The following is a 26,046-nucleotide window of genomic DNA, read 5'->3' as shown; positions in this document are numbered from 1 at the left end:
CCGTCACTCCGCGACGGCGCGCACGCGGCTTTCGATCAGAAGGCCGCTTTCATCCAGGATTGGATGCGCCACCGAGACGATGTGTGCGTTGATCCTCTTCAGGTCACGCAGCATATCGAGATGCAGCGAGCTTGTCTGCAGACTGTCGGCGCGTCCGTCACGCAGGCGCTCCAGATGGTGTTCGGCCGACTGTTTCTCCATGCGCCGGACCTCCACCTTTGTCTCCATCATCTGACGCGCAAGATTGAAATCGCGAGTGACGAAGATCGTCTGGGCAACACGAAGATTGTCGATCGTCAGGTCGAACAGCTTACGCAATTCCTGATGACCGTCGTCGGAAAACCTGAGCCCAAGCGAGATCTTCTTCGATACCTGCTCCAGCAAGCCCTTCTCGATGATATCGCCCATATGTTCGAGATTGATGGCATAGTCGATGACAACGATCGAGCGGCGGGCGTTTTCGTCGCTGAGCCCCTCGCGGCCGAGCTTCGAGAGATAAACCTTCACCGCCTGCTGCAGCTTGTCGACGCGCTCTTCAAGGGTCGCGATTTCGGAAAGCTTGGAAGAGTCATTGCCTTCGAAGGCCTCGGAGACCCGGATCAGCATGCGCTCGATGAGGTCGCCGATGCCGAGCACTTCGCGGGTGGCACTGGTCAAAGCAATGACGGGCGTCGAAAGCTCATGAGCGTCCAGATATTTCGGAGCCGTGTCCGGCTCGGCCTGATCCCGAACCAGGCGAGTCATCAGCGTGGCGAGCGGCCTCGAAAAGGGCCAGGCGAGGGCGGCGAGCAGAACATTGAAGAGCAGATGCGCATCGACTGGGAGCTTTGACGGTCCGAAGGGCAGCATCTGGATGAATTCCGCGCCGTAGTCGGCGAGTGGCAAGGCGATGATGCAGCCGAGCGCACGGACGGCGAGATTGCCGAATGTGACGCGTCGCGCCGAAACCGGCCCGGACATCGTCGCGACGACGGGCGGTATCGCGCCGCCGAGATTGGCGCCGAGCACGAGCACGATCACGAGTTCGGCAGAGATCAGGCCGGCCGAGGCCAGCGACAGGATTAGCACCACCACCGCTAGGCTGGACGATGAGACGAAGGCGAGCGCTGCCGAGAAAAGGAGCGCCACGGGCAGAGCGCCATCCAGCAGGCTGATGAAAGCGGCCAGAGCGGGTGAGGCGCGCATCGGCTCCGTCGCAAGGCTCAGGAGATGCAGCGACAACAGCATCAGGCCGATGCCGATCAGCGCTGCGCCGCCGCCCTGGCGGGTGCTGGAGCGGCCGCGGTAAAGCACGATGCCGGAAAGGATCAGGAGCGGGGAGAGCCATTCGATGCCGGTCGCGACGATCCATGCAGTGATCGCCGTGCCGACATTGGCGCCGAGCAGGACGATCTGGGCCATGCGCGGCTTGATCAGTTCACGTTCGACGAAGGAGGCGGTCATCAGCGCTGTTGCCGTCGAGCTCTGCAGCGCGACGGTCGCGACCAGTCCCGACAGGAATGAGCGAAGGCCGCCGCGCGTGCCGGTCGCCAGCCCCGTTCTCAGCCGGGCGCCGAAGGCCCTGGACACGCCGTCCTTCACCTGCGCGAGGCCGAACAGCAGCAGCGCCACGGCTCCGAACAGGTTGATCATGATGATCGTGGAATCCATTTTCTTGTTTTATTCTGCTTTCATCAGTCTACGGGCGTCGGCCTTGTGGCTAATCTTCCCAAGTTATTGAAATTGTGAAGGTCGTGTGGGATGTTTGATTGTCCGGCTAATAAATATACGCCGGTTTGATCGATTGACAATGTCGATTTTCGACACTTCCCGATATATTCGGCAATCGGTTTCGAGCAGGCGCCAATCAAGCCCAGACGGTTTGGCGCATCGCCTCGCCGACGATCATGGCTGCCGAGACTGCGACATTGATCGACCGCTGGCCTTCGACCATCGGGATGAGGATGCGGGCGTCGGCTCTCGCGTGCACGTGATCCGGCAGGCCGGCGCTTTCGCGCCCGAAAAGCAGGACATCGTCCGGACGGAAGGCGAAATCGGTGTAGCGGTCGGCGGCCTTGGTCGAGGCAAGGATCAGACGGCGGCCTGACGTGGTGCGCCATGCCTCGAAGCGGTCCCAGTTGACATGGCGGGTCAGCGCGGCGGCGGCGATATAATCCATGCCCGATCGTTTCAGATTGCGGTCGGAGACATCGAAGCCGGCGGGCTCGATCAGGTCGACGGCGAAGCCGAGGCAGGCGGCAAGGCGCAGGATCGTGCCGGTATTGCCGGGGATGTCCGGCTGGTAGAGTGCCAGTCTGAGGTTCGTCATTCAGGCGCCGCCCGTTGGTTTCGAAGCGGGAGGCCTAATACAACTGTGATTTCAGCGCAACAGGGCGCAGTTTGGCCCAGAAACGTTCTATTCGCGCCAGTTCGGGGCTGGAAATTTCGCAGTTTTCGCGTTATGCATGCACATCTTCGAACGCCAGCAGGGAGGGCCACATGAATATTTTGCTTATTATGCGCTTTCCCGCCGTAATGCCGATCAAGGCGACATGGCGCCGCTAGAGCGGGCTTCTTTCTTCCCTTTTGATCCATTGCGCGGCTGATTCAGCCTCGCCCCTTGAACGTCCGGTTCCCATATGTGCTTGCATGGCGCCGAGATGGCGCGAAGCCAGGAGCCGGAACGCTGATGTTTCGGAGCAATTTCATGTTTGGCTGGTTCGAACAGCGACTCAATCCCTTTCCGAGCGAGGAGCCCGTTGCGCCCCCGAAAGGTCTCTTTGCCTTCTGCTGGCATTACAGCAAGCCGGCAGCACCCTGGCTCGGCCTGATGGCCGTGCTGACGTCGCTGATCGCCGTCGGCGAAGTGGCGCTTTTCCAGTTCCTCGGCGACATCGTCGACTGGCTGACCAATGCCGATCGCGCCACTTTCCTGCAGACCGAAGGCCACAAGCTGTTCTGGATGGCGGCGCTGGTGCTTCTGGGCCTGCCGCTGGCGGCCGGGCTCGATTCCCTCATCATGCATCAGATGCTGCTCGGCAATTATCCGATGATGGCGCGCTGGCAGATGCACCGCTTCCTGCTGCGCCACAGCATGACGTTCTTCGCCAACGAATTTGCCGGGCGCGTCGCGACCAAGGTGATGCAGACCTCGCTTGCCGTGCGCGAAACGGTGATGAAGATCCTCGACGTCTTCGTCTATGTCGTCAGCTATTTCCTGACGATGATCATCGTGATTGCCGCGGCCGACTGGCGGCTGATGATCCCGATCCTCGTCTGGCTCTCCGTCTATGTCAGCATCGTCTCTTATTTCGTGCCGCGGCTTCGCAAGATTGCGGCGACGCAGGCGGATGCGCGCTCGATGATGACGGGGCGCGTGGTCGACAGCTATACGAATATCGCCACCGTCAAGCTTTTCTCGCATGCCGGCCGTGAGGAGGTCTATGCGAGGGAGGGCATGGACGAGTTCCTGCAGACCGTGCACAAGCAGATGCGCAAGGTGACGCTCTTCCACATCAGCGTCTATCTCAACAACTGCGTCGCGCTCTTCGTCGTCTCGGGCCTGTCGATCTGGTTTTGGCTGAACGGGGCGATCTCGGTCGGCGCGATTGCCATCGCCATCGGTCTTGCCATGCGCGTCAACGGCATGTCGCAATGGATTATGTGGGAAGTCTCGGCGTTGTTCGAGAATATCGGCACGGTCTATGACGGCATGGAGATGATGAGCAAGCAGCACGACATCGTCGACAAGCCGAATGCGCCTGACATGACGGCGAAGAAGGGGGCGATCCATTACGATCGCATCCGCTTCCACTACGGCAAGGGCAAAGGCGTCATCGACAATCTGTCGCTCGACATCAAGGCCGGCGAGAAGGTGGGTCTGGTTGGTCGTTCCGGCGCCGGCAAGACGACGCTGATGAACCTCTTGCTGCGCTTCTACGACCTGGAGGCCGGCCGCATTACCATCGACGGGCAGGATATATCAGGCGTCTCGCAGGAAAGCCTGCGCTCGCTGATCGGCGTGGTGACGCAGGACACGTCGCTGCTGCACCGCTCGATCCGCGACAACATCGCCTATGGCCGGCCGGAGGCCACCGACGCTGAAGTGATCGAGGCCGCCAAGCGCGCCAATGCCTGGGAGTTCATCGAAGGGCTCGTCGACATGCAGGGCCGCCAGGGCCTCGACGCGCAGGTCGGCGAACGCGGCGTCAAGCTCTCCGGCGGCCAGCGGCAGCGGATCGCCATCGCTCGCGTCTTCCTGAAGGATGCGCCGATCCTGGTGCTCGACGAGGCGACCTCGGCGCTCGATTCGGAAGTGGAGGCGGCAATCCAGGAAAACCTCTTCGCCCTGATGGAAGGCAAGACGGTGATCGCGATCGCCCACCGGCTTTCGACGCTGACGGAGATGGACCGGTTGATCGTGCTCGACAAGGGCCGGATCATCGAGGCCGGTTCGCACGGCGAACTGATCGAAAGCGGCGGCATCTATGCCGACCTCTGGAATCGCCAGTCCGGCGGCTTCCTCTCCGATCACGCCGAGGAGGCGGAAGAGGCTGCGGAATGAGAGAAGCCCTCCCGGCGCAAGCGGGGAGGGCCTTTTCAATTGTTAAATTGATTTACTTGCCAATGGGAACAGGGCGCCGTTTGCCTGCTCAAAGGCTGTCGGCCCAGTCGATCACGCGGTCATGTTCGACGACGACGATGGTGTTGGCAGCTGCAAGGGTGCGCAGCGCCACGATGCGGCGGCGTTCCTCGCTGTCGAGCCAGGCGGCGATAGCCTCGATGACGATCTCGTCGCGCGGCAGCGCCAGGTCGAGAGCCAGGGCATCCAACCTTTCCGCAAGCGGAAGCGGAATATGCGCATCGAGCATTTTCGTTTCCATGACCTTCTCTCCGGTGAAGCGCGATCCTATCGTCAGATTGTGACGGGTTCGGAGGCAATCAATGGCAATGCCGCCGATGTTATCGTTTATTACCAAAATATTAGGTTGCGTCCGCTTTCCATTCCCTTTGCCGCTCCCCTCAATCCGCCTATATCGCTTCCATGTTCCTGCGACCCATCTTCCGCCTGTTCGAAACCTGGATCGATCCGTTCCGCCCGCGCGACAACTTGCAGCCGCCGCGTGCTACGCTCGGTTTCATCTGGTTTTACATCGGCCAGGCGAAGATGCCGTTCATCGCCATGCTCATTCTCGGCGGGACGTCGGCGGCCATCGAGGCCGCACTCTTCTGGTTCGTCGGACGCCTCGTCGATATTCTCGCCAGCATTAAGCCCGGCGTCGGCTGGAGCGGTCTTCTTGCGGCTCATGGCGGCGAGCTGTTCGGCATGCTCGCTCTCATCGGGCTCGTGCGCTTCGTCGTCGCCTTCATGATTGCCCTCGTCGATCAGCAGGTGATCACGCCGGGCTTCTACAATCTAGCACGTTGGCAATCTTATCTCCACGTCTCAAGGCAATCATTGTCGTTCTTTCAGAGCGATTTCTCCGGGCGTATCGTCACCAAGGTCTGGTCCGCCGGCCAGGCAACCGGCGATCTCGTCACGTCGCTGATGGAAAGCGTCTGGTTTGTCGGAATTTATGCGGTAACGACGCTCGTGCTCGTCGCCCGGCTGGACTTTACACTCGCCGCCGTCGTGCTGTTCTGGCTTGCCGCCTTCAGCCTGCTTGCCCGCCACTTCGTCCCGCGGATCCGCCATCATTCCCGCGAAACGGCGGAGGCCGGATCGATGCTGAACGGCCGGATGGTCGACTCCTACAGCAATATGCAGACGCTGAAGCTGTTCGCACGCGATGAAGAGAGCGATCGCTACATGCGCCAGGGTTTCGATATCTATCAGGACACGGTGCTGCGCTTCACGCGGTTCATCACCGGCGTGCGGGCCTCCATGGCCCTGCTCTCCGGCCTGATGATCGTAACGATGGCGGGCTTGAGCGTCGATCTCTGGCTGCGCGGCTTGATCAGTACCGGCGCGGTGGCATTTTCGCTGGCGCTGGTGCTCCGGCTGAATTTCCTGCTCGGCAGGCTGATGACGCAGTTCAACGGCATCATGCGCAATCTCGGCACCATCCAGAATTCAGCGGAACTGATTTCCCAGCCGCTCGGACTCGTCGATCGGCCCGATGCGATGAGCCTGGTGATCCGCCATCCCGGCATTCGCTTCGATAATATCTCCTTCCACTACGGCAAGGGTCAGCAGCCCGTCGTCGAGAATTTCTCCCTGACCATCCGCCCGGGCGAGAAGGTCGGAATCGTCGGGCGTTCGGGCGCCGGCAAATCAACGCTGATGAACCTGCTGCTGCGTCTCTATGACATCCAGGACGGCCGCATTCTGGTCGACGGCCAGGATATATCGGCGGTGACCCAGGAATCGCTCAGGATGCAGATCGGCGTCGTCAGCCAGGATACGTCGCTGCTGCATCGTTCCGTGCGCGACAATATACTCTTCGGACGGCCAGATGCCGGCGAGGAGCGGCTGATCGAGGCGGCCCGGCGCGCCGAGGCCGTCGACTTCATCGCCCGCCTTCAGGATCAGCAGGGCCGCAGAGGCTTCGATGCGCATGTCGGCGAACGCGGCGTCAAACTGTCGGGCGGGCAGCGGCAGCGCATCGCCATCGCGCGAGTCATGCTGAAGGACGCGCCGATCCTGGTCCTCGACGAAGCGACGTCGGCGCTCGATTCGGAAGTGGAGGAGGTGATCCAGTCCAATCTTCATCGGATCATGGAGGGCAAGACAGTGCTCGCGATCGCCCACCGGCTGTCGACGATCGCCGCTCTCGACCGGCTGATCGTCGTCGACCTTGGCCGGATCATCGAGGAGGGCAGCCACGACGAGCTGCTGCGCCGCGGTGGGCTCTATGCCGAACTTTGGGCACGCCAATCCGGCGGCTTTCTCGCGGCCGACGAGGTTGCAGGCTCAAGGATCGAGGATGAATTCCGCCATGAGGCCAAAATGGTTTGATCCGAAACTGTTCTCTATGCGGCGGACCGATTTCAGCCGCAGGGGCGCTTTGCTGAAGACGTGATCGATAGAAATGCCGAAGGGGCCGGCAGCGATCGGCCATGTCGCAGGCTCCAGCGATGCCGTGCCCAAGCCCTGGCTGCGCATGAGATACTGCACATCCGGTGCCAGAATCGACGTATTGAAATCGCCGGCAAGCACGAGTGGTCCCGGCAGCGAAGGGATAATCTCGGCGAGATCTTCGACTTCCAGCCCATGGAATTCGTCATAATAGGGTTTGGTCAGGTGCGCGGCGAGGAAGTTGACCTTCTGGCCGTCGAAATTGATGGTCGAGATCGTCAGCCGGTTGCGCCAGAGCAGGCCAAGGCTGCGGATGCGAGGTTCGATCAGCGGACGCTTCGACAAGACGAGCGTATCGCATTGCTCCATGCCGACGCCGCAGCCGACGTAATAGGGGTAGGTCTTGAGCAGTCGCGGCAATTCGGAAAATACCGGTTCGGCCTCCAGGATATTGACGACATCAGCGCCCGAACCGATCGCCATGTCGGCGATGTCAGCGCCGTTTGCGAAATTGTCGTTCTCTATATTGAAGGACAGCAGCTTGAAGAGGGCAGGGCGGCTCTCGTCTACCGCAGGCTCGACGAATTCACGTGTCATCACTTTGCCGTGGACGACGAGAACCATCGATGCGCCGAGTGTCAGCAGCGCGTACCAATGCCGCTTGAAGAGGAGGGCTATGCCGGAGGCTACTGCTGCGGCCGCTGCCAGATGGATCTGGAAGCTGTAAAAAAGAGAAAGCAGATAGAAATCTTTGACATAGCGCAGCGAGATTATGGCGAGGACGAGGGTTGTGAGAACGCTCATTACGCAAAAGATCGTGTCTCTCATCCGCTCGGGTCCGGCTGGCTGGCATCGTTGCGGTTGCGCCTAACACGGCGGCTTTTTTGTTGCAATGCAACATAAGGGCAAGCGGGTCTTTGCCGTAAAAAATTCATCTGAAATTTCCCGCGACATTGTGCCCTCATCCCCTTGTCAAGGCTGGACATAATTTGCGATCAAGCTTAGAACGCGCCGGATTGCCGGGGAATCTATGGCCGAAATGTGTCCAGATCGATTCGCCAGCAGAGGGGGCGGGGCGGAATTCCGCGATAATTGCGCAGAGGATGGTTAAGCCGTGAGCGAACACGTAACGACAAGCGAGGCTTCAGCAGAGCCCACTCGCCGTGATTTCCTTTATCTCACCACTGGTATGGCGGGCGCTGTCGGCGCTGTTGCTGTCGCATGGCCGTTCATCGACCAGATGCGTCCGGATGCATCGACGCTGGCGCTGGCCTCCATCGAAGTCGATGTCGCGAGCCTCGAGCCCGGCATGTCACTGACGGTCAAGTGGCGCGGCAAGCCGATCTTTATCCGCAACCGCACACCGGAGGAAGTGAAGGCGGCAGCCGATGTTCCGCTGGCGGATCTCAAGGATCCGATCGCGCGCAATGCCAACCTTCCGCCTGAAGCGCAGGCGACCGGTGTTGACCGTTCGGGCGGCAAGGACAAGGAAAACTGGATCGTCATGATCGGCACCTGCACCCATCTCGGTTGCGTTCCGCTCGGTCAGGCCGGTGAATACAATGGTTGGTTCTGTCCCTGCCATGGCTCGGTCTACGACACGGCCGGCCGCATTCGCAAAGGCCCAGCGCCGCAGAACCTGGCGATTCCGACCTTTTCATTTGTGTCCGATACCAAAATCAAGATCGGTTGAGGGGAGACTGATTTATGAGTGGCCATTCCAGCTACGAACCATCAACCGGCTTCGAAAAATGGGTCGATGCGCGCCTGCCGCTGCCGCGCATGGTCTATGACAGCTTCGTGGCATATCCGGTTCCCAGAAACCTGAACTATGCCTATACCTTCGGCGCGATGCTTTCCGTCATGCTGATCGTGCAGATCCTGACGGGTGTCGTGCTCGCCATGCACTATGCCGCCGACACGACGATCGCTTTCAACTCCGTTGAAAAGATCATGCGCGACGTCAACCACGGCTGGCTGCTGCGCTACCTGCATGCCAACGGCGCTTCCTTCTTCTTCGTCGCCGTCTACCTGCACATTGCCCGGGGCCTCTATTATGGCTCCTACAAGGCGCCGCGCGAAATCCTCTGGATCCTCGGCGTGGTCATCTACCTGCTGATGATGGCGACGGGCTTCATGGGCTACGTCCTGCCCTGGGGGCAGATGTCTTTCTGGGGCGCGACCGTCATCACCGGTTTCTTCTCGGCCTTCCCTCTGGTCGGCGAATGGGTGCAGCAGTTCCTGCTTGGCGGCTTTGCCGTCGATCAGCCGACGCTGAACCGCTTCTTCTCGCTGCATTACCTCCTGCCTTTCATGATCGCCGGCGTCGTGGTCCTGCATATCTGGGCGCTGCACGTCACAGGCCAGACGAACCCGACGGGCGTCGAGGTCAAGACGAAGACCGACACCGTGCGCTTCACACCCTATGCGACGATGAAGGATGCCCTCGGCGTCTCCGTCTTCCTGCTCGTTTATGCCTATTTCGTCTTCTACCTGCCGAACTTCCTCGGTCACGCCGATAACTACATCCCGGCCGATCCGTTGAAGACGCCTGCCCACATCGTTCCCGAATGGTACTTCCTGCCGTTCTACGCGATGCTGCGTTCGATCACCTTCAACATCGGCCCGATCGACTCCAAGCTTGGCGGCGTGCTCGTGATGTTCGGCGCGATCATCGTGCTCTTCTTCCTGCCGTGGCTTGACACCTCGAAGGTCCGCTCGGCGGTCTATCGTCCCTGGTACAAGCTGTTCTTCTGGCTGTTCGTGCTCAACGCGATCATCCTCGGCTGGCTCGGTTCGCAGCCGGCGGAAGGCAGCTACGTCATCGTGTCGCAGATCTGCACGCTTCTCTACTTCGCCTTCTTCCTGGTCGCGATGCCAGTTCTGGGTCTGGTGGAAACGCCGCGCCGCATCCCGAACTCGATCACTGAAGCGGTGCTTGAAAAGCGCAACAAGACCACTGGCGCCACCGCGGCGGCCAATGCGTAAGCGAGCGACGGAAGGGAATAGAACTATGAAAACGCTTGTTGCAAGCATTCTGCCGCTTGCCGTCGCCGCTCTCCTTGGCAGCGCCGCTTTCGCCGAGGAAGCGACGCCCGCGAATGGTGCAGCTCCTGCGCATCACGAGGAAGGCGCGACGCCGCACTATCCGCTGAAGGAGCCAAAGGAGCAGGAATGGAGCTTTGCCGGCCCGTTCGGCCACTACGACAAGGCTCAGCTCCAGCGCGGCCTCAAGGTCTACACGGAAGTCTGTTCTGCCTGCCATTCGATGAGCCTCGTGCCTTTCCGCACGCTCGACGAACTCGGTTATTCCGAGGCACAGGTGAAGGCATTCTCTGCCAATTACGAAGTTCAGGACGGGCCGGACTCGGCCGGCGAAATGTTCACCCGCAAGGCAGTCCCTTCGGATCATTTCCCATCGCCCTTCGCTAATGCTGAAGCGGCGGCCGCGTCCAACAACGGTGCGGCTCCGCCTGATTTTTCGCTGATCGCCAAGGCCCGCGAAGTCGAGCGCGGCTTCCCGCAATTCGTCTTCGACATCTTTACGCAGTATCAGGAAAGCGGTCCGGACTACATCTACTCGCTGCTGACCGGTTATGAAGAGCCGCCCGCCGGCTTCCAGGTGGCGCAGGGCGCGCATTATAACCCGTATTTCCATGCTGCCGCCGTTCTCGCTATGCCGAAACCGCTTTCCGACGGCCAGGTAACCTATGACGACGGCGCGCCGGCGACCGTCGACCAATACGCCAAGGATGTTTCCGCGTTCCTGATGTGGGCCGCCGAACCGCATCTCGAGGAGCGCAAGCGCACCGGCTTCATGGTGATGGTGTTCCTGGCGATCTTTACCGTGCTGATCTATCTGACGAAGCGCTCGGTTTACGCCAACAAGGAACATTGAGCGTTCCGTGCCTGAATTCGAAAGGCGGCTTGCGAGCCGCCTTTTTTGTTGGTTCCACCCTCGGCAATTGATAGGGTGCGGCCGGTTTTATGTGCTCGCAGATACGGACGTTCCATGGGCAATACAATTTCGGAGCTCGCAGCCAGCATTCGCTCCATCCCCGACTACCCCAATCCCGGCATCATCTTCCGCGACATCACCACGCTGCTCGGCAACCCCCGTGCTTTCCGCCGGGCGGTCGACGAGCTGGTGCAACCCTATGCCGGCACGAAGGTCGACAAGATCGCCGGCATGGAGGCGCGCGGCTTCATCCTCGGCGGTGCGGTGGCGCACCAGCTTTCCTCGGGCTTCGTACCGATCCGCAAGAAGGGCAAGTTGCCACACGACACCGTGCGCATCGCCTACAGCCTGGAATATGGAGTCGACGAAATGGAGATGCATCGCGATGCGGTCCAGCCCGGCGAGAAGGTGATCCTGGTCGATGATCTCATCGCCACCGGCGGCACGGCCGTGGGTGCGACGCAGCTTTTGCGCCAGATCGGCGCGGAGGTGGTTGGCGCCTGCTTCGTCATCGACCTGCCCGACCTTGGCGGCCGCAGGAAGCTGGAAGAGCTCGGCGTCGTCGTCCACACGCTGGTCGAATTCTCCGGGCATTGAGCCTGCATTGCGACGGCGTCAGTCGAATTCCAGGACGCCGCTTTCGAAGCGCATGACGGGATCGCCGTTCTGATTGACGCCCTCGCAGAGGATGGTGTTGAGGTGCCAGCCCGGCCGCGATGCGAGCGGTCGGCTGGACAGAAAGGCGACGGAATAGGTCACGACGTCGCCTGCAAAGACCGGCCGCAGCCATTGCAGTTTCTGGAAGCCGGGCGAGGGGCCGAGCTTGGGCGCCGTCAGCCCCTCTTCGGCGAGAATGACGCTTTGCTTTTGCCAGAAGGCGAGGAAGGTCCGCATCCAGGCGGCCGTGGTGTGCCAGCCCGAGGCGCAAAGCCCGCCGAAGAGCGTGTCTTTCGCGGCTTCCTTATCGACGTGAAAACGCTGCGGGTCGTGGCGGGTTGCGAAGCGGATGATGTTTTCTTCGGTGAAGGTGTAGCTGCCGATCTCGGCTTTTTGACCGACGGCGTAAAGCTCGGACATTCTCATACTGATGGCTCCGAGCTCACGTTGGCATCCTCCGGAGTGGGGCGCATGCGGATCATCACGGAATTCTCCGAGAGGCAGACGAGTTCGCCGCGCTGGTTTTCCACCGTGTGGCGGAATTTGACGATGCCCATGCCGGGGCGCGAGCGCATCGGCCGGGCTTCGAGAACGGTCGAATGGCCCTGCAGCGTATCGCCTGCAAGCACCGGCTTTCGCCATTCCATCAGATCGATGCCCGGCGCACCCTCGCAAAGCGCGTTCAGCACGTAGCTGTCCGCCATCATGCGCATGAGCATTGCCGAGGTATGCCAGCCGGAGGCGGCAAGCCCGCCGAGGATGCTGGCGCGGCCGGCGGCTTCGTCGAGATGCATTGGCTGCGGGTCGAATTCGCTGGCGAACTCGATGATTTCTTCGGTGAGCACCAGTTTCGGGCCGAGGGCGAAACGGCGGCCGGGTTCAAAATCCTCGAAAGACAGCTTTTCTGCCGGCATTCTCTCCTCCGCCATATCAAGCGCCTAGAACAGGATGTTTTTAGGCCGGTCGGCCTACAATCTGAATCTTGTTCTACATTAAAGAGTTAGAGCATGATGCCGTCAGAAAACCGCTTACACTTTTCGGCATCATGCTCTAGTGCTTACAATAGCATCCGCGCGGGCTCAATGATTCCCGGGAGACAAACCGGTATGACGGAACTGAGGTCGATACTTGACGAGGCGGCGCGCCAGGGGCTGATTTCGTCGGAAGCGGGCGGGCGGCTTCTGCCGTTTCTGACCGAGCGTGGCGTGTCTGTTGTTAAGACGCAGAAGGCAGTCGCAGCCGACGAGCGGGCCTGGTCGGACACCGAGACGCCGCGCTTCGTGCGCGGCTTTCACGACGTGCTGATCACCATCGGTGTTATCGTCGCGCTCGTCGGCCTCTGGGGCCTGGCGCCGCTTTACGCCGTGCCGGTCGCTATCATCGTGCTTTCGGAAATCCTGGTGCGCCGCCAGCGGCTCGCCTTGCCGGCTGTCAGCCTGACGGTCGCGCTGTTCTGCTGGACATTTTTGCTGATGTCCCGCGTCTTCACGCCGTGGACCTCCGAAATCGGTGCGGATCTGACGCAGTTCGTCGCCGGCTTTCCGATTCTGCTCTGCGTCTATTATGCCCGCTATCGCGTGCCCTTGTCGCTGGCGCTCACTATCATGTCGACGCTTGCCTTGGTGCTCACGCTGCTTTTACGCCTGGTGCAATGGCTAAGCGGCAATCCCGCGTTTTTCGTCGATCATCTTGGCGTGCTGGCCGCGGTCGCTTTCGTCTGTGCGCTCGGCCTGTTCGCGACGGCGCTTTATTTCGATCTCGGCGACCGGCTGCGGCGGACGACGCGTTCGGATATCGCTTTCTGGCTGCATCTCGGTGCGGCGCCGGCGCTGCTCTACAGCACCGTCTCCCTGCTGTCGTTCGGGGAAGCCGGCCATATCTTCGACCTGGCGAACATGTCGGCCCGGACTCCTGTGGTCGTCGCGACCGTGGCGGCGTTGATGCTGATCGGCCTCGTCATCGATCGTCGCGCCTTCGTCACGTCGGGGCTGCTGTCCCTCGGCGTTGCGATCTTCAGCGTGGTTCGGAAGGGAAATGCGACTGTCGACACCTACATCTTCACGACGCTGATCGTCGTCGGCGCGATCGTGCTCATTATCGGAACAGGCTGGATGCCGCTTCGGCGGCTAGTGCTCAGGGCACTACCGCCGGCAATCGCAAACAGGCTGCCGCCCGGTTAAGGCGGCAGCGATTTGATCAGGTGTTGAAACGGAAGTGGATGACGTCGCCGTCCTGGACGACGTATTCCTTGCCTTCGTCGCGCGCCTTGCCGGCATCCTTGGCGCCAACTTCGCCGTTGTACTTGATGTAATCGTCGTAGGCGATGGTGTTGGCGCGGATGAAGCCGCGTTCGAAATCCGAGTGGATGACGCCGGCGGCCTGCGGCGCCTTGGTGCCGCGCTCGATCGTCCAGGCGCGCGTTTCCTTCGGGCCGACAGTGAAATAGGTGATGAGGTCGAGCAGCTTATAGCCGGCGCGGATCAGCCGGTCGAGGCCCGCCTCGTCAAGGCCTAGGGCAGAGAGGAATTCCTTGGCTTCCTCTTCGGCAAGCTGGGCGACCTCAGCTTCGATCGCCGCCGAGATGATGACGGTTTCGGCACCCTGCTCCTTCGCCGTGGCGGCGACGGCGGCGGTGAATTCGTTGCCGGTTGAGGCATCGGCTTCGGCGACGTTGCAGACATAGAGCACCGGATGCGAGGTGAGGAGGTTGAGGCCCTTGAGGATGGCGATCTCCTCGGCATCGAGCTTCGACAGCAGCGTGCGCACCGGCTTGCCCTCGTTGAGCAGCGTCAGCGAGGCTTCCATGATCGGTAGCATCGCCATCGACTCCTTGTCCTTGCCGGTGGCGCGCTTGCGCGTCTGCTCGGTGCGGCGCTCCAGGCTTTCGAGATCGGCGAGCATCAGCTCGGTCTCGATCGTCTCGGCATCGGCGACCGGATTGATGCGGCCCTCGACATGGGTGATGTCGCTGTCTTCGAAGCAGCGCAGCACATGCACGATGGCGTCGACTTCGCGGATATTGGCGAGGAACTGGTTGCCGAGACCCTCACCTTTTGAGGCGCCGCGCACCAGGCCGGCGATGTCGACGAAGGAGATGCGGGTCGGGATCAGTTCCTTCGACTTGGCGATGTCGGCAAGCTTGCGCATGCGCGGATCGGGTACGGCGACTTCGCCGGTATTCGGCTCGATGGTGCAAAAGGGATAATTGGCCGCTTGTGCCGCCGCCGTCTTGGTGAGTGCGTTGAAGAGGGTCGATTTGCCGACGTTTGGCAGACCGACGATGCCGCATTTGAAGCCCATGGCTAAAACCTGCTGTTCTTGAATTTCTTGCTGGTGCCTATGGGATAAAGGAGCAATATGGTCAAGTCTTAGCGAGCTTTTAACGTTGCTCACTTGCCCAAGGAACGGCGCCGGCCTATTTTCGAGGGCGATCGCGGTTTCGATGCATTGCGGATTTCGTCAACTGCACGATCGCTGTTGCCGGCCGCAATGACATCCGGCTTCAACTCGGCGAATTTCCTGCTTCAAGGTGGGGCAGCCACGGCGCACCGTCGAAAATTCGTCATCGACAATGATTAGTTGTTCTGAAGAACCCTGACCATGTCATCAACGGGTGGATTTTCCGATGAGTGACAATGACGTTGCCCTGAAACCGAAGACCAAGGTCAGGCCGAAGCTGGACAAGCCGAAGCTCTACAAGGTCATTCTCGTCAACGACGATTACACGCCGCGGGACTTCGTCATCGTGATCCTGAAGGTCGTCTTCCGCATGAGCGAGGAGACCGGCTATCGGGTGATGATGACGGCGCACAAGCTCGGCTCCTGCGTGGTCGTGGTCTGCGCCAAGGACATTGCCGAGACCAAGGCCAAGGAGGGTATCGACCTTGCCAAGGAGATGGGTTTCCCGCTGATGTTCACCACCGAGCCAGAGGAATAGCCCTTCAGCTCACAGCCGGCGGATCTGATAGCCGGTCTTGTCCTGCAGGAAGCCGCAATTTTCGTAGAAGCGCAGCGTCGCCGGGTTCTTCGAGCCGGTGAGCAACATCACCTTATAGCAGCCGGCCTTCCAGGCCTCATTCACCGCATGGCCGATGACGGCGTTGGCGTAGCCGCGCCGGCGGTGCCCGGCGTGGGTGACGACGTTTTCGATCAGTGCATAATAGGCGCCGCCGCGCGTCAAGTTCGGCACGATGATCAGCGTGACGGTGGCGGCGGCGTGAGCGCCGGCAAAGCCGATGAATACGGTCATGCCCGGCTGAGCGAGAATGGCGGAAAAGCGCTCCTTGGCCATGGTCCCGTCGAGAATGGGATCGGTCGGATTCAGATGCCGGTAGAGGACGGTCAGCCCCTCGAGATCATCGGGAACGGCACTGCGGATGGTAAAATCCTGGTCTGGCACCGCCGTCATTCCCCCTTGTTGCCGAACATCTTCTTCAGCATGTCGGCCATCGGGCCGGTGGCCGGCAGCTTTGGCTGGCTGTTGTTGCGGGCCTGGCGGATATGCGACTGGCCGGCCGGCTTCTTCTCGCTCTCCCTGCTTTCCTTCCGCGGCTTTTCCTCGTCCGCCTTGCCGCCGAGCGCCAGCGCGATCTTGTTCATCAGCTGTGAATCCTCGTTTCGCACCAGCATATCGGCATTTTCGGCCAGCGTATCGAGAAGCGGCTCCAGCCATACCTTGTCGGCCTTGGCGAAGTCGCCGAGCACATGGTTCTGCACCATTTCCTTGACGCCGGGATGGCCGATGCCGAGGCGCAGTCGCCGGTATTCCTTGCCGCAATGGGCGTCCAACGATCTAATGCCGTTATGGCCGCCATGGCCGCCGCCGGTCTTCAGCCGCGCCTTGCCCGCGGAAAGGTCGAGCTCGTCATAGATCGCGACAAGGTCGGCGGGCTGGAGCTTGTAAAAACGCATCGCCTCGCCGACGGCTTCGCCGGAAAGGTTCATGTAGGTCTGCGGTTTGATCAGCAGCACCTTTTCGCCGCCGAGTTCGCCCTCGGCGATCTCGGCCTTGAACTTCTTTGACCAGGGGGAAAAGCTGTGGCGCCGATGAATGGCGTCAACAGCCATGAAGCCGATGTTGTGACGGTTACCGGCGTATTTGCTGCCGGGATTGCCGAGACCTGCAATGATCAGCATGGCCTGTCATCCTCGCTTATGCGTTTCCCGACGTTCACCATCCGGAAACGACAGTAAAGTCAAGCGGAAACGGCGAGCCCGGCGGCAGCATCATTCCGAGAGGTTCATGCCATATTTCAGGAAGATCTGCTTCTGGTCGCCATCGGCGATCAGCTTGTCGAGGGCAGCCTGCATCTTGGCGTGCAGATCGTCGGGAAAGCTCTTCTCGCAGGCGATGCCCATGGGCTGAGAGGAGAGCACGGTTACGATCTCCACCTGCTGATCGGCCTTCAGCTTTTCGAAATAGAGTTCGGAGATCGGCATCATGTCGATGCGACCGCTGAGCAGCTTGCGCAGCGTGGCGTTGAAGTCACTGGCGACGTCCAGCTTGGTGAAACCCTTCTCCTTCAGGATCGTCTCGGTGTAGTCCTCGCGCTGGGTGCCGATCGTATATTTTTTTGCCTCTTCGAGATTGCTGGCGGTGATGCCGGAACCCTTACGGGTGATCAGGATGTTTCGGTCGATGAGCAGCGGCTCGACCCATTTGAACAATGGATCGCGCGCGCTGTTGTGGGCGGTGGCGAAAACACATGTCATCGGCGCAGTGCGGGCAAGGCTGAAAGCACGCGCCCAAGGCATGACTTCGATCGTGTAGTCGACGCCGATCGCGGCCATCACCTTTTCGACCTGCTCGACCGTCGCGCCCTTGATCTCTTTGCCTTCGCGATAGTTGAAGGGGGCGTAATCCTCGGTCGTGAAGGCAACCGTCTGTGCGTGAGCCGCGCAGGGCAGTGCCAGGCATGCGAGAAGCAGGAGCTTTTTCATGGTGTCGTCTCCTTCGTTCTTCGTTTACGAGGCGCGCGCGACGGCCGACTGCGGGGCCATCAGTTCCTCGATGAGTGCGGCTGCGTGCTGCGGACGATGGAAGAGATAGCCCTGGCCGTAGTCCAGACCCATCTGGTGAAGCGTGCGGCATTCCTCTTCCGTCTCGATGCCCTCGGCGATGACGGTGCAGTTCATCTTGTGGGACAGGGTGGTGATGCCTTCGATCAGCATGCGGCTCTTCTGGCGCACCTCGTCGTCGCCGTCGTTGATCGCGCGGGTGAAGGACTGGTCGATCTTGATGATATCGACAGGGAAACGGTTGAGGTAGCTGAGCGACGAGTAGCCGGTGCCGAAATCGTCGAGCGCGATGCGGCAGCCGAAGCGGCGAAGCTCGGTGACGATCATGCGAATCTGCGGGTTGTCGTGCATCAGCACGGCTTCCGTGATCTCGACGACGATGTGCTCGGGGCGGATGCCGTGGCGACCGACGATTGCGGCGAGACGGGCCGGCAGCGCCGGTTCGAACTGCAGCGGCGAGAAGTTGATGGCGAGGTAGGTATCCTGCATCCCCGATATCCGAGAGATTTTCGCGAGGTTGGAAATCGCCTTTTCCATGATGACGTTGCCGACGCGGACGATCTTGCCCGTCTCCTCAGCGACGCTGACAATTTCGGCCGGCGGCATCAGACCTTTGTGCGGATGGTTAAGGCGCATCAGCGCCTCGAAACCGGCAATGCCGCGGCCGTTCAGATTGACGATCGGCTGCAGGAAGGCTTCGAACCAGTTCTCGGCGAGGCCGGCTTCGATGTTGGCCTCGATCTCGGCGCGACTGCGGGCGCGGTCGAGCATGGCTTTGTCGAAGAGCTGCGCGCCGTTCTTGCCGTCGCGTTTCTTGGCATACATCGCCATGTCGGATTTCTGCAGCAGCTCGGCCGCGGTCGCGGCGTGATGCGGGTAGATGGCGATGCCAATGGACGCGCTCAGATGCATGTCCGGGGCAAATGGCGTTTCGAAGATGGAGGCGATCTGCTCGCACATCGCCTTGGCGCGCTTTTCGGCGTCCTTCGCCGGCAGCAGAATGGCGAACTCATCGCCGCCGAGACGGGCCGCTTCGTCGGAGGGAGCAAGACGGGTTTTCAGGCGCTCGACGAGCTCGATCAGCGCCATGTCGCCGGCGGCATGGCCCATATTGTCGTTGATCCACTTGAAGCGGTCGAGATCGACGAAGAGGCAGGCGAGTTCCTGGCCGGCGGCGTCCGCGGCAGCGATCTTGTTATCGAGCACGACTTCAAAACCCTGGCGGTTGAGAAGCCCGGTGAGGTGGTCGGTGATGGCCTGACGATGGTTGCGGTCCTCGGAAGCCTTGAGCTCGGTCACATCCGTCATGACCGACAGCGACAGGCGATCGTGAGCGCCGGCGCCGGCTTCCGATTCCATGATGAGGACGTCCATGGTGCGGCCGTCCAGGCAGACGAACTTGACGGTCACCGCCATGCCGCTTTCGGCCTGGCGACGCCTGACGAACTTGTCGCGGGTGGATGAGGTGACCAGATTGGCGAAGTTGCGGCCGATGACGGCGGCGCGACTATAACCGGTGGCAAGCAGCCAGTAGTCGCTGACGGCGGTGATGCGGTCTTCCTCATCGAGCGAGAAGAGCATGGCGGGCGTCAGATTGTAGATATCGGTGGCGCGGCGATGGGCGAGCTTCAGCTCCTTCTCCTCGCTTTCGAGCTTGGTTTGCATCTCGTTGAAGCTGCGGGCAAGCCGTCCCATCTCGTCGTTCGACTGCCAATCGACGTGATGGCGGGAGCCGAGCTGACGGGTCGCCTCGATCGCCGCCGTCAGCCGCATCAGCGGCTGGATGACGAAGAAGCGGTTGCCGATCAGCGCGGTGCCGAAAACGGTCAAAACCGCAAAGATGAAGATCGAAATGAAGACGACCTCTTCCTGCTTCAGGCCGGAAAACAGGCCGAGGGCGGGATAGTAGACGCTGATGCTGCCGAGGTTCCTCGGACCGTCGACGGTGTTGTAGATGATGGCACGCGACACCTGCACGAGCTTGCCGTCAAAGGAACGCGGAATAGTGGATTGGCTGACGTCGAGTTGGCCCGACTGATCACGCACCTCGACCTTGACGATGGCGCCTTGGGAAACGACCGTCGCGCTGATCTGAGTGACGCTTTCCTCATCGAGGTCCCAGAGCGGTTTTGCCAGCGCCTGAGCGTTGGCGACAAGAAGAACAGAGATATGGTCGCGTATTTCTTTATCGGCGCGTTCCGAGGAAAGAAAGAGGAAGAGAACAAAAAGCGGAGCGACAAAAACAAGCAGCGCTCCGCAAACAATCCCAAAAAACCTGTTCTCAACGGAATTGTTCATGGTTCCGTCTACTCCCCCAGGCCGGCATATTTGCTGTCGCGCGTTCGGGCCGGCTTCTTCGCAGCTGACGGGGCATGCTTTCACGAATATGTTAAATGTTGCTGAAACGGAGGCTTGGCGGGCTATGAAAAGCCCGCCTTCCCCGTGACTCGGCTCTCGAAAGTTGGACTTTCGGGAGCCAGTTCACCGGTAAGGCGGGCCATATGCTTTCAATTGGTCGAAGCGATCAGGCTTCGGCTTCGCCTTCAGCTTCCGCGCCGCTCTCGTCGACGCCGCCAGCCGGAGCGACGATGGTCGCGATCGTGAAGTCGCGGTCGATGACCGGGCTGACGCCCTTCGGAAGGGTGACTTCCGAAATATGGATGCTGTCGCCGATCTTCTTGCCGCTGAGGTCAATGTTGAAGAATTCCGGGATCGAATCGGCCGGGCAGTGAACTTCAACTTCGTGGCGGACGATGTTCAGGACGCCGCCGACCTTGAGGCCCGGAGACTTCGCTTCATTGATGAAGTGAACCGGGATTTCGACGGTCACCTGGGTGTTGCCGGAGACGCGCAGGAAATCGACATGCAGCGTGAAGTCGCGAACCGGATCGAGCTGATAGTCCTTCGGCAGAACCTTGTACTTCTTGCCGTCGACTTCGATGGTCGCTACGGTGGTCATGAAGCCACCGGCGTGAATGCGCTTCGTCACCTCATTGGTGTTGATAGCGATGGCAATGGGGGCCTGCTTGTCACCATAGATGACAGCGGGAATCAAACCGTTGCGGCGAAGTTCACGGGCGGACCCCTTACCAACCCGTTCGCGCGCCTCGGCCTTGAGCTCGTAAGTTTCCTGGCTCATGGCTTTTCCTTTCGAGGTTATTTGGAGAGTTCGGCGGCAGGCAAAAGCCTTGTCCCGTCGAACCGGAGGCGGGTTTTCCCATCCTCATCCGCGTTGCCTCCAAGGGTGTCTACGCGGACCGGTGGCCTATAGTATAAGTCGCTCGGAAACGCAAGTTGCCGATTGCACCGGTTTTTCGGCGATGGAGGGGCTTTCGCCGGGCCGCTTCATCATCGAGAACAGCGAGCTCGCCCAGATTGCATCCGCACCCATCCCAGGGCGAGAACCTTGTTGAAATCACTCGCGAAATGCACCTGGTCAAAGGCAAAATTGCCAGTGCTCATCGCTACTTGGCTTGACATCGGTGCGCTTCGCATCTTTGGATGGCCGCAATCAAAAAGCGGCTGAGGAGAAAACCAGACTATGCGTCTCAAACTTGTCACGGCAACGAGTATGCTTGCCCTTTGCCTTTTCACCGGGGCCGAGGGCGCGGAGATCAACCAGGAGGGCGCCAACGCGGTCAAGGAGACCCTGACGAAGCTGCTTCCGCAGGATTTGGCAAAAAGCGGCCTCATCACCGTCAATCCGGCCGGCACGCGCTATGAGGTCGTCTACGATCTGGCGAAGCTGCTTACCAAGGCCGATCCGGCGACGTTTACGATCACAGGACTCACACCGTTTTCGATGTTCGCCACGCCGCTCGACAGTGGGCTCTGGAACGTCGAAGGCGACAACAAACTCAATGTCTCCGGCCATTTCAAGGGCCCAGACCAGAAGCCGACGGATTTCACCTATTCCATCGCGTCGCTTGTTTATTCCGGCGTCTTCGACCCGGCGATCAGCTATCTGCGCTCCGGCACCTTCGCGGCCAAAGACATCAAGATGGCCAGCAAGTCCGAAACCGAGGAGGTCCATGCCAGCATCGCCAGCATGGACCAGAAGCTGAGTTCGACCGACAGCGCAGGCGGCAATGGACGGATCGATTTTGCCGGCAGCGGTTCGATGTCTGATTTCGTCGAGCAGGTTTCCGGCCTGCAAATGCCGCCCATCGAACTTCGTGCCGGCTCGATCGATGTCGAGGCCAAGGTGAACGGCCTGCCGGCCAAGCATATTCGCGAGATGGTCTTCTTCGTGCTCGACCATCTCGATGAGAAGGAATTGAGTCCGGAAAACAGCGACAAGATAAAGGGAATAGTGAAGGAAGCCTTCCCGCTTCTGACTTTGTTCAGCGAGACGATCGGGGTCAACGACCTGACCGTCAGCAGCGAGATGGGCAAGGGCGGCGCCAAGGCATTCGGCTACAACCTCGCCATCGAGGGGCCGAGTGACGCCATGCGTTTCGGCTTCGGCATGGATGCGCAGGAGATCAGCCTCGACACGCCGCTAATGCCGGCAAACTATTCGGCCTTCATGCCGACCAGCTTCGATTTCCAGCTCGCGCTTCCGAATCTGGATTTCGCAAGCTTCGGCGACGCCCTCATGGCGGTGGATTTCAAAGATTCGGCGTCCGAGAAGACCGGCGAGGAGATGGCGAAGAAGCTCTTCCGCGATGGCCGGCTTGCCGTCGAGTTTCCGAAGATCAGTGCCAAATCGCAGGTCTATGACGTCGATATAACCGGCAAGATCGAAGGGCGCGTCGATACGGAGAAGGATTATTCGATGGAGGCGACGATCCTTGCCCGCGATCTCGACAAGACGATCGCGGCGGTTCAGGAGCTTGCCAAGACGGATCCCGATCTCAACCAGGTCTCCTTCGGAATCATGATGGTGAAGGGCTTTGCCAAGACCGATCCGGATGGCCGTTCGCGCTGGGACGTCAGCATCAGTCGAGATGGTTCCGTGGCGGTCAACGGCCAGCAGATCAAGGGACCGGATGGTCCGGATCAGGATCAGGGGCTGGAGCCGGACCAGGAGCAGGAACCGGATCAAGGTCAGGATGCACTACCTGCGCAGCCTCAGCAGCCTTGAACGTTCTCGATTGGCAGAAATGAAAGAGGCCGGCCTTGTGCCGGCCTTCAGGCTGCTGACAAATCACTGCAAAAGCTTTGGCGTCATCCTCGACCTTGTTCCCAGGATCTGCGGCCGATTAAGTATTTGAGAATAAGCGCTTTTCCGCCAACGGTCAGATGCTCGGCACAAGGCCGAGCACGACGGAGGAGACTTTTTAGTCGAAGAGGCTGGTTAATCGAAGAGGCTGGAGACGGACTCTTCCTGGCTCGTGCGGCTGATGGCTTCGCCGATCAGGGGGGCCGTCGTCACGACGCGGATATTGTGCGCTGAAAGCACCGCCGTTGTCGGCTGGATCGAATCCGTGATGACGAGTTCACGCAGCTTCGAGGAGGTGACGCGGGTGACCGCGCCGCCCGAGAGAACGCCGTGCGTGATATAGGCGGTGACGCTGGAGGCACCCTGGGCGAGCAGTGCGTCGGCCGCATTGCAGAGGGTGCCGCCGGAGTCGACGATGTCGTCGATCAGCAGGCAGTCCTTGCCGGTGACGTCGCCGATGATGTTCATGACTTCGGATTCACCTGGCCGATCGCGACGCTTGTCGACGATGGCCAGAAGACAGTCCAGCCGCTTGGCGAGCGCGCGGGCGCGCACCACGCCGCCGACATCGGGCGAAACAACCATGACGTTGCTGAGGTCATAATGGCTCTTGATGTCGCGCGTCAGCACGGGCAGGGCGAAGAGGTTGTCTGTGGGTATATCGAAGAAGCCCTGGATCTGACCGGCATGAAGATCGAGCGTCATGACGCGATCGGCGCCGGCTTCGGTAATGAGGTTGGCAACCAGCTTGGCGGAGATCGGCGTGCGGCCGGATGCGCGGCGGTCCTGACGGGCATAGCCGAAATAGGGAAGAACGGCGGTGATGCGGCGTGCCGACGAACGACGCATCGCGTCGATCATGATCAGCAGCTCCATCAGGTGGTCGTTGGCGGGAAAGGCAGTGGGCTGCACGAGGAAGACGTCCTCGCCGCGCACGTTTTCCTGGATTTCCACGAAGATTTCCTGGTCGGCAAACCTTCGGACACTGGCTCTTCCCAAAGGAACATTGAGATAGTTGCAGATCGCTTCGGCGAGTTGCCGGTTCGAATTGCCTGCGAAAACCTTCATTTTGGTCCGCCTGTTATGCGCTGATAGCCGCGCTTTTTAGTCAGCTTCCCAGTGAATGCAAGGGCAAAGGCGCCACAGACTTTCATATTTGCAAAAAGTTTGTGACTAACCGCCCTGAGTTTGCCGCCAGGAGGTGAATTCCGCGATGGTTTTCGAGGCGATCTGCTGCATCACCGAAGCCGGGACACCCGCCCAGGGGTCGGCCGCGGCCGTCGGCACGCTTTCCTGCCCCTGGATGCGGTGCAGCCGGGCGCCGCCGCTGTCGAGAACGTCCCAGACGTAGACCACGGTGACCTTGCCGTCGTCACTGAAGGCTGAGAGATAACCTTTGAGGATGTAATCGCTGCTCGTATCGTTCGAGCTCTTGATGGAAAGACCGTTGGCGCGCGCCTCGGCGCCGAGCTGGCGCGAGAGCGGAGTCACAGCTTGCACCGGCGCCCCGATGATCGGCAGGAAGCGCACGGTATTGCCGCGCGCGGATGATGTCCCGGGGGTGAGGGCGGCGGTCTGCTGCGGGTGCTGCGTGTCAAGCCGCTGGTCGGGCTGTGTTGGCGATCCGGCGCCGGCGGCAGCCGGCGGCAGCGCCTGTCCCTCGATCGGGGCGGAGGCGGCGGGCGAGGAGCCGTTCCTCGACAGCGCGTCTGCCTGCTCCTGCATCGTCGTCGGCGGCGCGCCGCTGCCGGGTCGATAGGTTCTTTGCGACTGATCATAGGCCGGATGATAGCCACTCGGCTGCGTGCTCCCGGCAAAAACCGGCTGGCGGGCGCCGGCCAGACGTTCTGCCTCGCCCTGCGTCACCGGGCTTGACGGCGGAGCTCCGGAGGATTCGCCGATGCCGACTTGTGGCGTCAGCGCGTCGGTGGTGTTGCAGGCGGTCAGCAGAGCCATGACGAACAGGAGCGTGGGCACAGTCGCAGCTCGCGTCATCCCGTGATCCGTCCTTCCCACAATCGCATCAGCCCGCCCGGATTTATGCGGGCGGGGACGGTCCTCTGTCAATTCCGGATTCTCACCGGTCAGTCCCGGTGTTCAAAGGCCGATGAAATCGAGCGAATGACGGGAAAGTGTGTGCGGCGCATCCGCCGTCGTCAGATAGGTCTGGCCGAGCGTCATTGCCGTGCCGGTATCGGAATCGGCAATGATCATATGCACGAAGAGCGACATGTTCGGCTCGATCGGCTGCGGATTGCCGGCATGGAACATCTGGTGCTCCATCCAGGAGGGCGAGAAGCGGGCGCCGAGCGAATAGCCGCAGGCATTCAGCCGGTGGCGGGCGAGGCCGCGCTCGTCCATGATCCTGGCATGCATGTCGAAGACGTCGCCGAAGGTGTGGCCGGGCTTCAGCACGGTCTCGATCGCCTCGATGGTTTCGCGGCAGGCATTGTAGAGCTCGCGATGGCGCTGCATCGGCTCGCCGATAACGATCGTGCGCATCATGGCGGCATGATAATGCGCGTAGGCGCCGGCCCATTCGAGCGTCAGCTGGTCGTTGGCGTCGAGCTTGCGGCGGCCGGCCTTGTAGCGGCAGAGCAGGGCGTCGGCAGCGGAGCCGATGATGAACTCGTTGGCGGGATAATCGCCGCCGCCGGAAAAGACCGCACCCTGCATGGCGGCGAGGATATCGGCCTCGTCGGCGCCCGGTTTCGTCAGCCGGATTGCGGCGTCGAGCGCGTCGTCGGCGAGAGCGGCAGCGCGCTCGACATAGGCGACCTCCGTCGGGCTCTTGACGAGACGGAGACGGCTGACGAGATAGGAAGCGTCGACGATCTGGCCGAAAGTGGTCAACTGCGCGTCGAGCAGGCGGGCGACGCGGCCGGTCATGCCGTGCGTATCATATTCGACGCCGATGCGTGCGCCGAGCAGATCCATCTCGACCAGCAGGTTCTTCAGGTCGAGCGTCGGATCGGCATTGACCCTGTCGACCCAGATGTGGACGTCGTCGAGGATCGATGTGTGTTTGGCCTGGCGAAGATCCGCCGAGCGGGTGATCAGCGCCATGGTGCCGTCGCTCTTGACGATCAGCGTCTGGAAAAAGCAGTAGCCGAAGGTGTCATAGCCGGTCAGCCAGTACATGCTTTCCTGGGCGAAGAGCAGCAGGGCGTCGAGCTTTTCTTCCTTCATCTTTTCGGTGAGGCGCGCAAGCCGGCTTGTGTACTCGGCCTTTTCGAAGTGCAGTGCCATTCT

25 protein-coding genes are annotated in these 26,046 nt (G+C 60.8%); 10 read left to right on the top strand and 15 right to left on the bottom strand.

All coding sequences use genetic code 11. The features are described 5' to 3' along the window. Window positions 1-3: 3 nt before the first annotated feature. Both AMK02_RS15395 and AMK02_RS15390 read right to left on the bottom strand, forming a co-directional pair. On the bottom strand, window positions 4-1,650 hold the full coding sequence (locus AMK02_RS15395) for a Na/Pi cotransporter family protein (protein WP_064804100.1): 1,647 nt from the start codon (window positions 1,648-1,650) through the stop codon (window positions 4-6). A gap of 196 nt (window positions 1,651-1,846) precedes the next feature. Continuing rightward, complete coding sequence (locus tag AMK02_RS15390) at window positions 1,847-2,308, bottom strand: tRNA (cytidine(34)-2'-O)-methyltransferase (protein WP_064804098.1); 462 nt, start codon at window positions 2,306-2,308, stop codon at window positions 1,847-1,849. A gap of 136 nt (window positions 2,309-2,444) precedes the next feature. Between AMK02_RS15390 and AMK02_RS31760 the strand changes: the two genes are divergently transcribed. Beyond that, complete coding sequence (locus AMK02_RS31760; protein WP_189636973.1) at window positions 2,445-2,585, top strand: hypothetical protein; 141 nt, start codon at window positions 2,445-2,447, stop codon at window positions 2,583-2,585. Window positions 2,586-2,686: 101 nt separating this feature from the next. Beyond that, on the top strand, window positions 2,687-4,543 hold the full coding sequence (locus AMK02_RS15385; RefSeq protein ID WP_064804096.1) for an ABC transporter ATP-binding protein: 1,857 nt from the start codon (window positions 2,687-2,689) through the stop codon (window positions 4,541-4,543). A gap of 88 nt (window positions 4,544-4,631) precedes the next feature. On the opposite strand, the gene AMK02_RS15380 is transcribed toward AMK02_RS15385, so the two are convergent. Continuing rightward, on the bottom strand, window positions 4,632-4,862 hold the full coding sequence (locus AMK02_RS15380) for a hypothetical protein (protein ID WP_064804094.1): 231 nt from the start codon (window positions 4,860-4,862) through the stop codon (window positions 4,632-4,634). Between the two features lie 161 nt (window positions 4,863-5,023). Here AMK02_RS15380 and AMK02_RS15375 point away from each other — a divergent pair, with 161 nt between their 5' ends. Then, entirely contained in the window at window positions 5,024-6,937 is a 1,914-nt protein-coding gene (locus AMK02_RS15375) for an ABC transporter ATP-binding protein (protein ID WP_064804092.1), read from the top strand. Here AMK02_RS15375 and AMK02_RS15370 read toward each other — a convergent pair. Continuing rightward, the gene (locus AMK02_RS15370) at window positions 6,893-7,825 is read right to left on the bottom strand and encodes an endonuclease/exonuclease/phosphatase family protein (protein WP_064804090.1); all 933 of its coding nucleotides are present in this window, start codon (window positions 7,823-7,825) and stop codon (window positions 6,893-6,895) included. The two genes, AMK02_RS15375 and AMK02_RS15370, sit on opposite strands and share 45 nt — an antisense overlap. A gap of 286 nt (window positions 7,826-8,111) precedes the next feature. On the opposite strand from AMK02_RS15370, the gene petA reads away from it, so the two are divergent. The 4 genes from petA to AMK02_RS15350 all read left to right on the top strand — a co-directional run bounded on the left by petA (window position 8,112) and on the right by AMK02_RS15350 (window position 11,552). Next, entirely contained in the window at window positions 8,112-8,690 is a 579-nt protein-coding gene (gene petA / locus AMK02_RS15365; protein WP_011426278.1) for a ubiquinol-cytochrome c reductase iron-sulfur subunit, read from the top strand. Window positions 8,691-8,704: 14 nt separating this feature from the next. Next, window positions 8,705-9,985 (top strand): cytochrome b, encoded by a 1,281-nt coding sequence (locus tag AMK02_RS15360; protein WP_064804088.1) that lies wholly within the window; start codon window positions 8,705-8,707, stop codon window positions 9,983-9,985. Window positions 9,986-10,010: 25 nt separating this feature from the next. Next, window positions 10,011-10,895: a cytochrome c1 gene (locus AMK02_RS15355; protein ID WP_064804087.1), complete on the top strand. Its 885-nt coding sequence runs from the start codon at window positions 10,011-10,013 to the stop codon at window positions 10,893-10,895. 114 nt (window positions 10,896-11,009) lie between these two features. Then, complete coding sequence (locus AMK02_RS15350) at window positions 11,010-11,552, top strand: adenine phosphoribosyltransferase (RefSeq protein ID WP_020921912.1); 543 nt, start codon at window positions 11,010-11,012, stop codon at window positions 11,550-11,552. An 18-nt stretch (window positions 11,553-11,570) separates the two neighbouring features. On the opposite strand, the gene AMK02_RS15345 is transcribed toward AMK02_RS15350, so the two are convergent. Both AMK02_RS15345 and AMK02_RS15340 read right to left on the bottom strand, forming a co-directional pair. After that, the gene (locus AMK02_RS15345) at window positions 11,571-12,038 is read right to left on the bottom strand and encodes a MaoC family dehydratase (RefSeq protein WP_064804085.1); all 468 of its coding nucleotides are present in this window, start codon (window positions 12,036-12,038) and stop codon (window positions 11,571-11,573) included. Continuing rightward, window positions 12,035-12,526, bottom strand: coding sequence for a MaoC family dehydratase (locus tag AMK02_RS15340; protein WP_064804083.1), 492 nt, complete (start codon window positions 12,524-12,526; stop codon window positions 12,035-12,037). Before AMK02_RS15340 ends, AMK02_RS15345 begins: the two co-directional genes overlap by 4 nt. A 192-nt stretch (window positions 12,527-12,718) precedes the next feature. Here AMK02_RS15340 and AMK02_RS15335 point away from each other — a divergent pair, with 192 nt between their 5' ends. After that, window positions 12,719-13,792 (top strand): hypothetical protein, encoded by a 1,074-nt coding sequence (locus AMK02_RS15335; RefSeq protein ID WP_064804081.1) that lies wholly within the window; start codon window positions 12,719-12,721, stop codon window positions 13,790-13,792. Window positions 13,793-13,808: 16 nt separating this feature from the next. On the opposite strand, the gene ychF is transcribed toward AMK02_RS15335, so the two are convergent. Continuing rightward, window positions 13,809-14,912 carry a redox-regulated ATPase YchF gene (ychF, locus tag AMK02_RS15330; protein WP_064804079.1) on the bottom strand — a complete coding sequence of 368 codons (1,104 nt, stop codon included), beginning with the start codon at window positions 14,910-14,912 and terminating at the stop codon, window positions 13,809-13,811. A gap of 325 nt (window positions 14,913-15,237) precedes the next feature. Between ychF and clpS the strand changes: the two genes are divergently transcribed. Continuing rightward, window positions 15,238-15,549, top strand: coding sequence for an ATP-dependent Clp protease adapter ClpS (clpS, locus tag AMK02_RS15325; RefSeq protein WP_064804078.1), 312 nt, complete (start codon window positions 15,238-15,240; stop codon window positions 15,547-15,549). Window positions 15,550-15,558: 9 nt separating this feature from the next. Here clpS and AMK02_RS15320 read toward each other — a convergent pair whose 3' ends face one another. The 5 genes from AMK02_RS15320 to AMK02_RS15300 form a co-directional block, all read right to left on the bottom strand. Continuing rightward, window positions 15,559-16,020 carry a GNAT family N-acetyltransferase gene (locus AMK02_RS15320; protein ID WP_064804075.1) on the bottom strand — a complete coding sequence of 154 codons (462 nt, stop codon included), beginning with the start codon at window positions 16,018-16,020 and terminating at the stop codon, window positions 15,559-15,561. Further along, window positions 16,017-16,748 carry an aminoacyl-tRNA hydrolase gene (pth, locus tag AMK02_RS15315; RefSeq protein ID WP_064804073.1) on the bottom strand — a complete coding sequence of 244 codons (732 nt, stop codon included), beginning with the start codon at window positions 16,746-16,748 and terminating at the stop codon, window positions 16,017-16,019. Before pth ends, AMK02_RS15320 begins: the two co-directional genes overlap by 4 nt. A gap of 90 nt (window positions 16,749-16,838) precedes the next feature. Then, window positions 16,839-17,552 (bottom strand): substrate-binding periplasmic protein, encoded by a 714-nt coding sequence (locus AMK02_RS15310; protein ID WP_064804071.1) that lies wholly within the window; start codon window positions 17,550-17,552, stop codon window positions 16,839-16,841. Window positions 17,553-17,576: 24 nt separating this feature from the next. Beyond that, the gene (locus AMK02_RS15305; protein WP_064804069.1) at window positions 17,577-19,928 is read right to left on the bottom strand and encodes a putative bifunctional diguanylate cyclase/phosphodiesterase; all 2,352 of its coding nucleotides are present in this window, start codon (window positions 19,926-19,928) and stop codon (window positions 17,577-17,579) included. A 226-nt stretch (window positions 19,929-20,154) separates the two neighbouring features. Beyond that, window positions 20,155-20,769 carry a 50S ribosomal protein L25/general stress protein Ctc gene (locus tag AMK02_RS15300; RefSeq protein WP_064804067.1) on the bottom strand — a complete coding sequence of 205 codons (615 nt, stop codon included), beginning with the start codon at window positions 20,767-20,769 and terminating at the stop codon, window positions 20,155-20,157. A 402-nt stretch (window positions 20,770-21,171) separates the two neighbouring features. Here AMK02_RS15300 and AMK02_RS15295 point away from each other — a divergent pair, with 402 nt between their 5' ends. Continuing rightward, window positions 21,172-22,716: a hypothetical protein gene (locus AMK02_RS15295; protein WP_064804065.1), complete on the top strand. Its 1,545-nt coding sequence runs from the start codon at window positions 21,172-21,174 to the stop codon at window positions 22,714-22,716. 213 nt (window positions 22,717-22,929) lie between these two features. Here AMK02_RS15295 and AMK02_RS15290 read toward each other — a convergent pair whose 3' ends face one another. The 3 genes from AMK02_RS15290 to AMK02_RS15280 form a co-directional block, all read right to left on the bottom strand. Next, entirely contained in the window at window positions 22,930-23,862 is a 933-nt protein-coding gene (locus AMK02_RS15290) for a ribose-phosphate pyrophosphokinase (RefSeq protein WP_011426263.1), read from the bottom strand. 105 nt (window positions 23,863-23,967) lie between these two features. Continuing rightward, a complete protein-coding gene (locus AMK02_RS15285) occupies window positions 23,968-24,789 on the bottom strand; it encodes a hypothetical protein (protein ID WP_064804063.1) in 822 nt (273 codons plus the stop codon). 102 nt (window positions 24,790-24,891) lie between these two features. Beyond that, window positions 24,892-26,043, bottom strand: coding sequence for a M24 family metallopeptidase (locus tag AMK02_RS15280; protein ID WP_064804061.1), 1,152 nt, complete (start codon window positions 26,041-26,043; stop codon window positions 24,892-24,894). Window positions 26,044-26,046 lie beyond the last annotated feature (3 nt).

Origin of the sequence: Rhizobium sp. N731 (assembly GCF_001664145.1) — a bacterium.
Classification (GTDB): Bacteria; Pseudomonadota; Alphaproteobacteria; order Rhizobiales; family Rhizobiaceae; genus Rhizobium; species Rhizobium esperanzae.
Note: the sequence above shows the minus strand (reverse complement) of the source record. Positions and strands in the feature narration are given on the sequence as shown.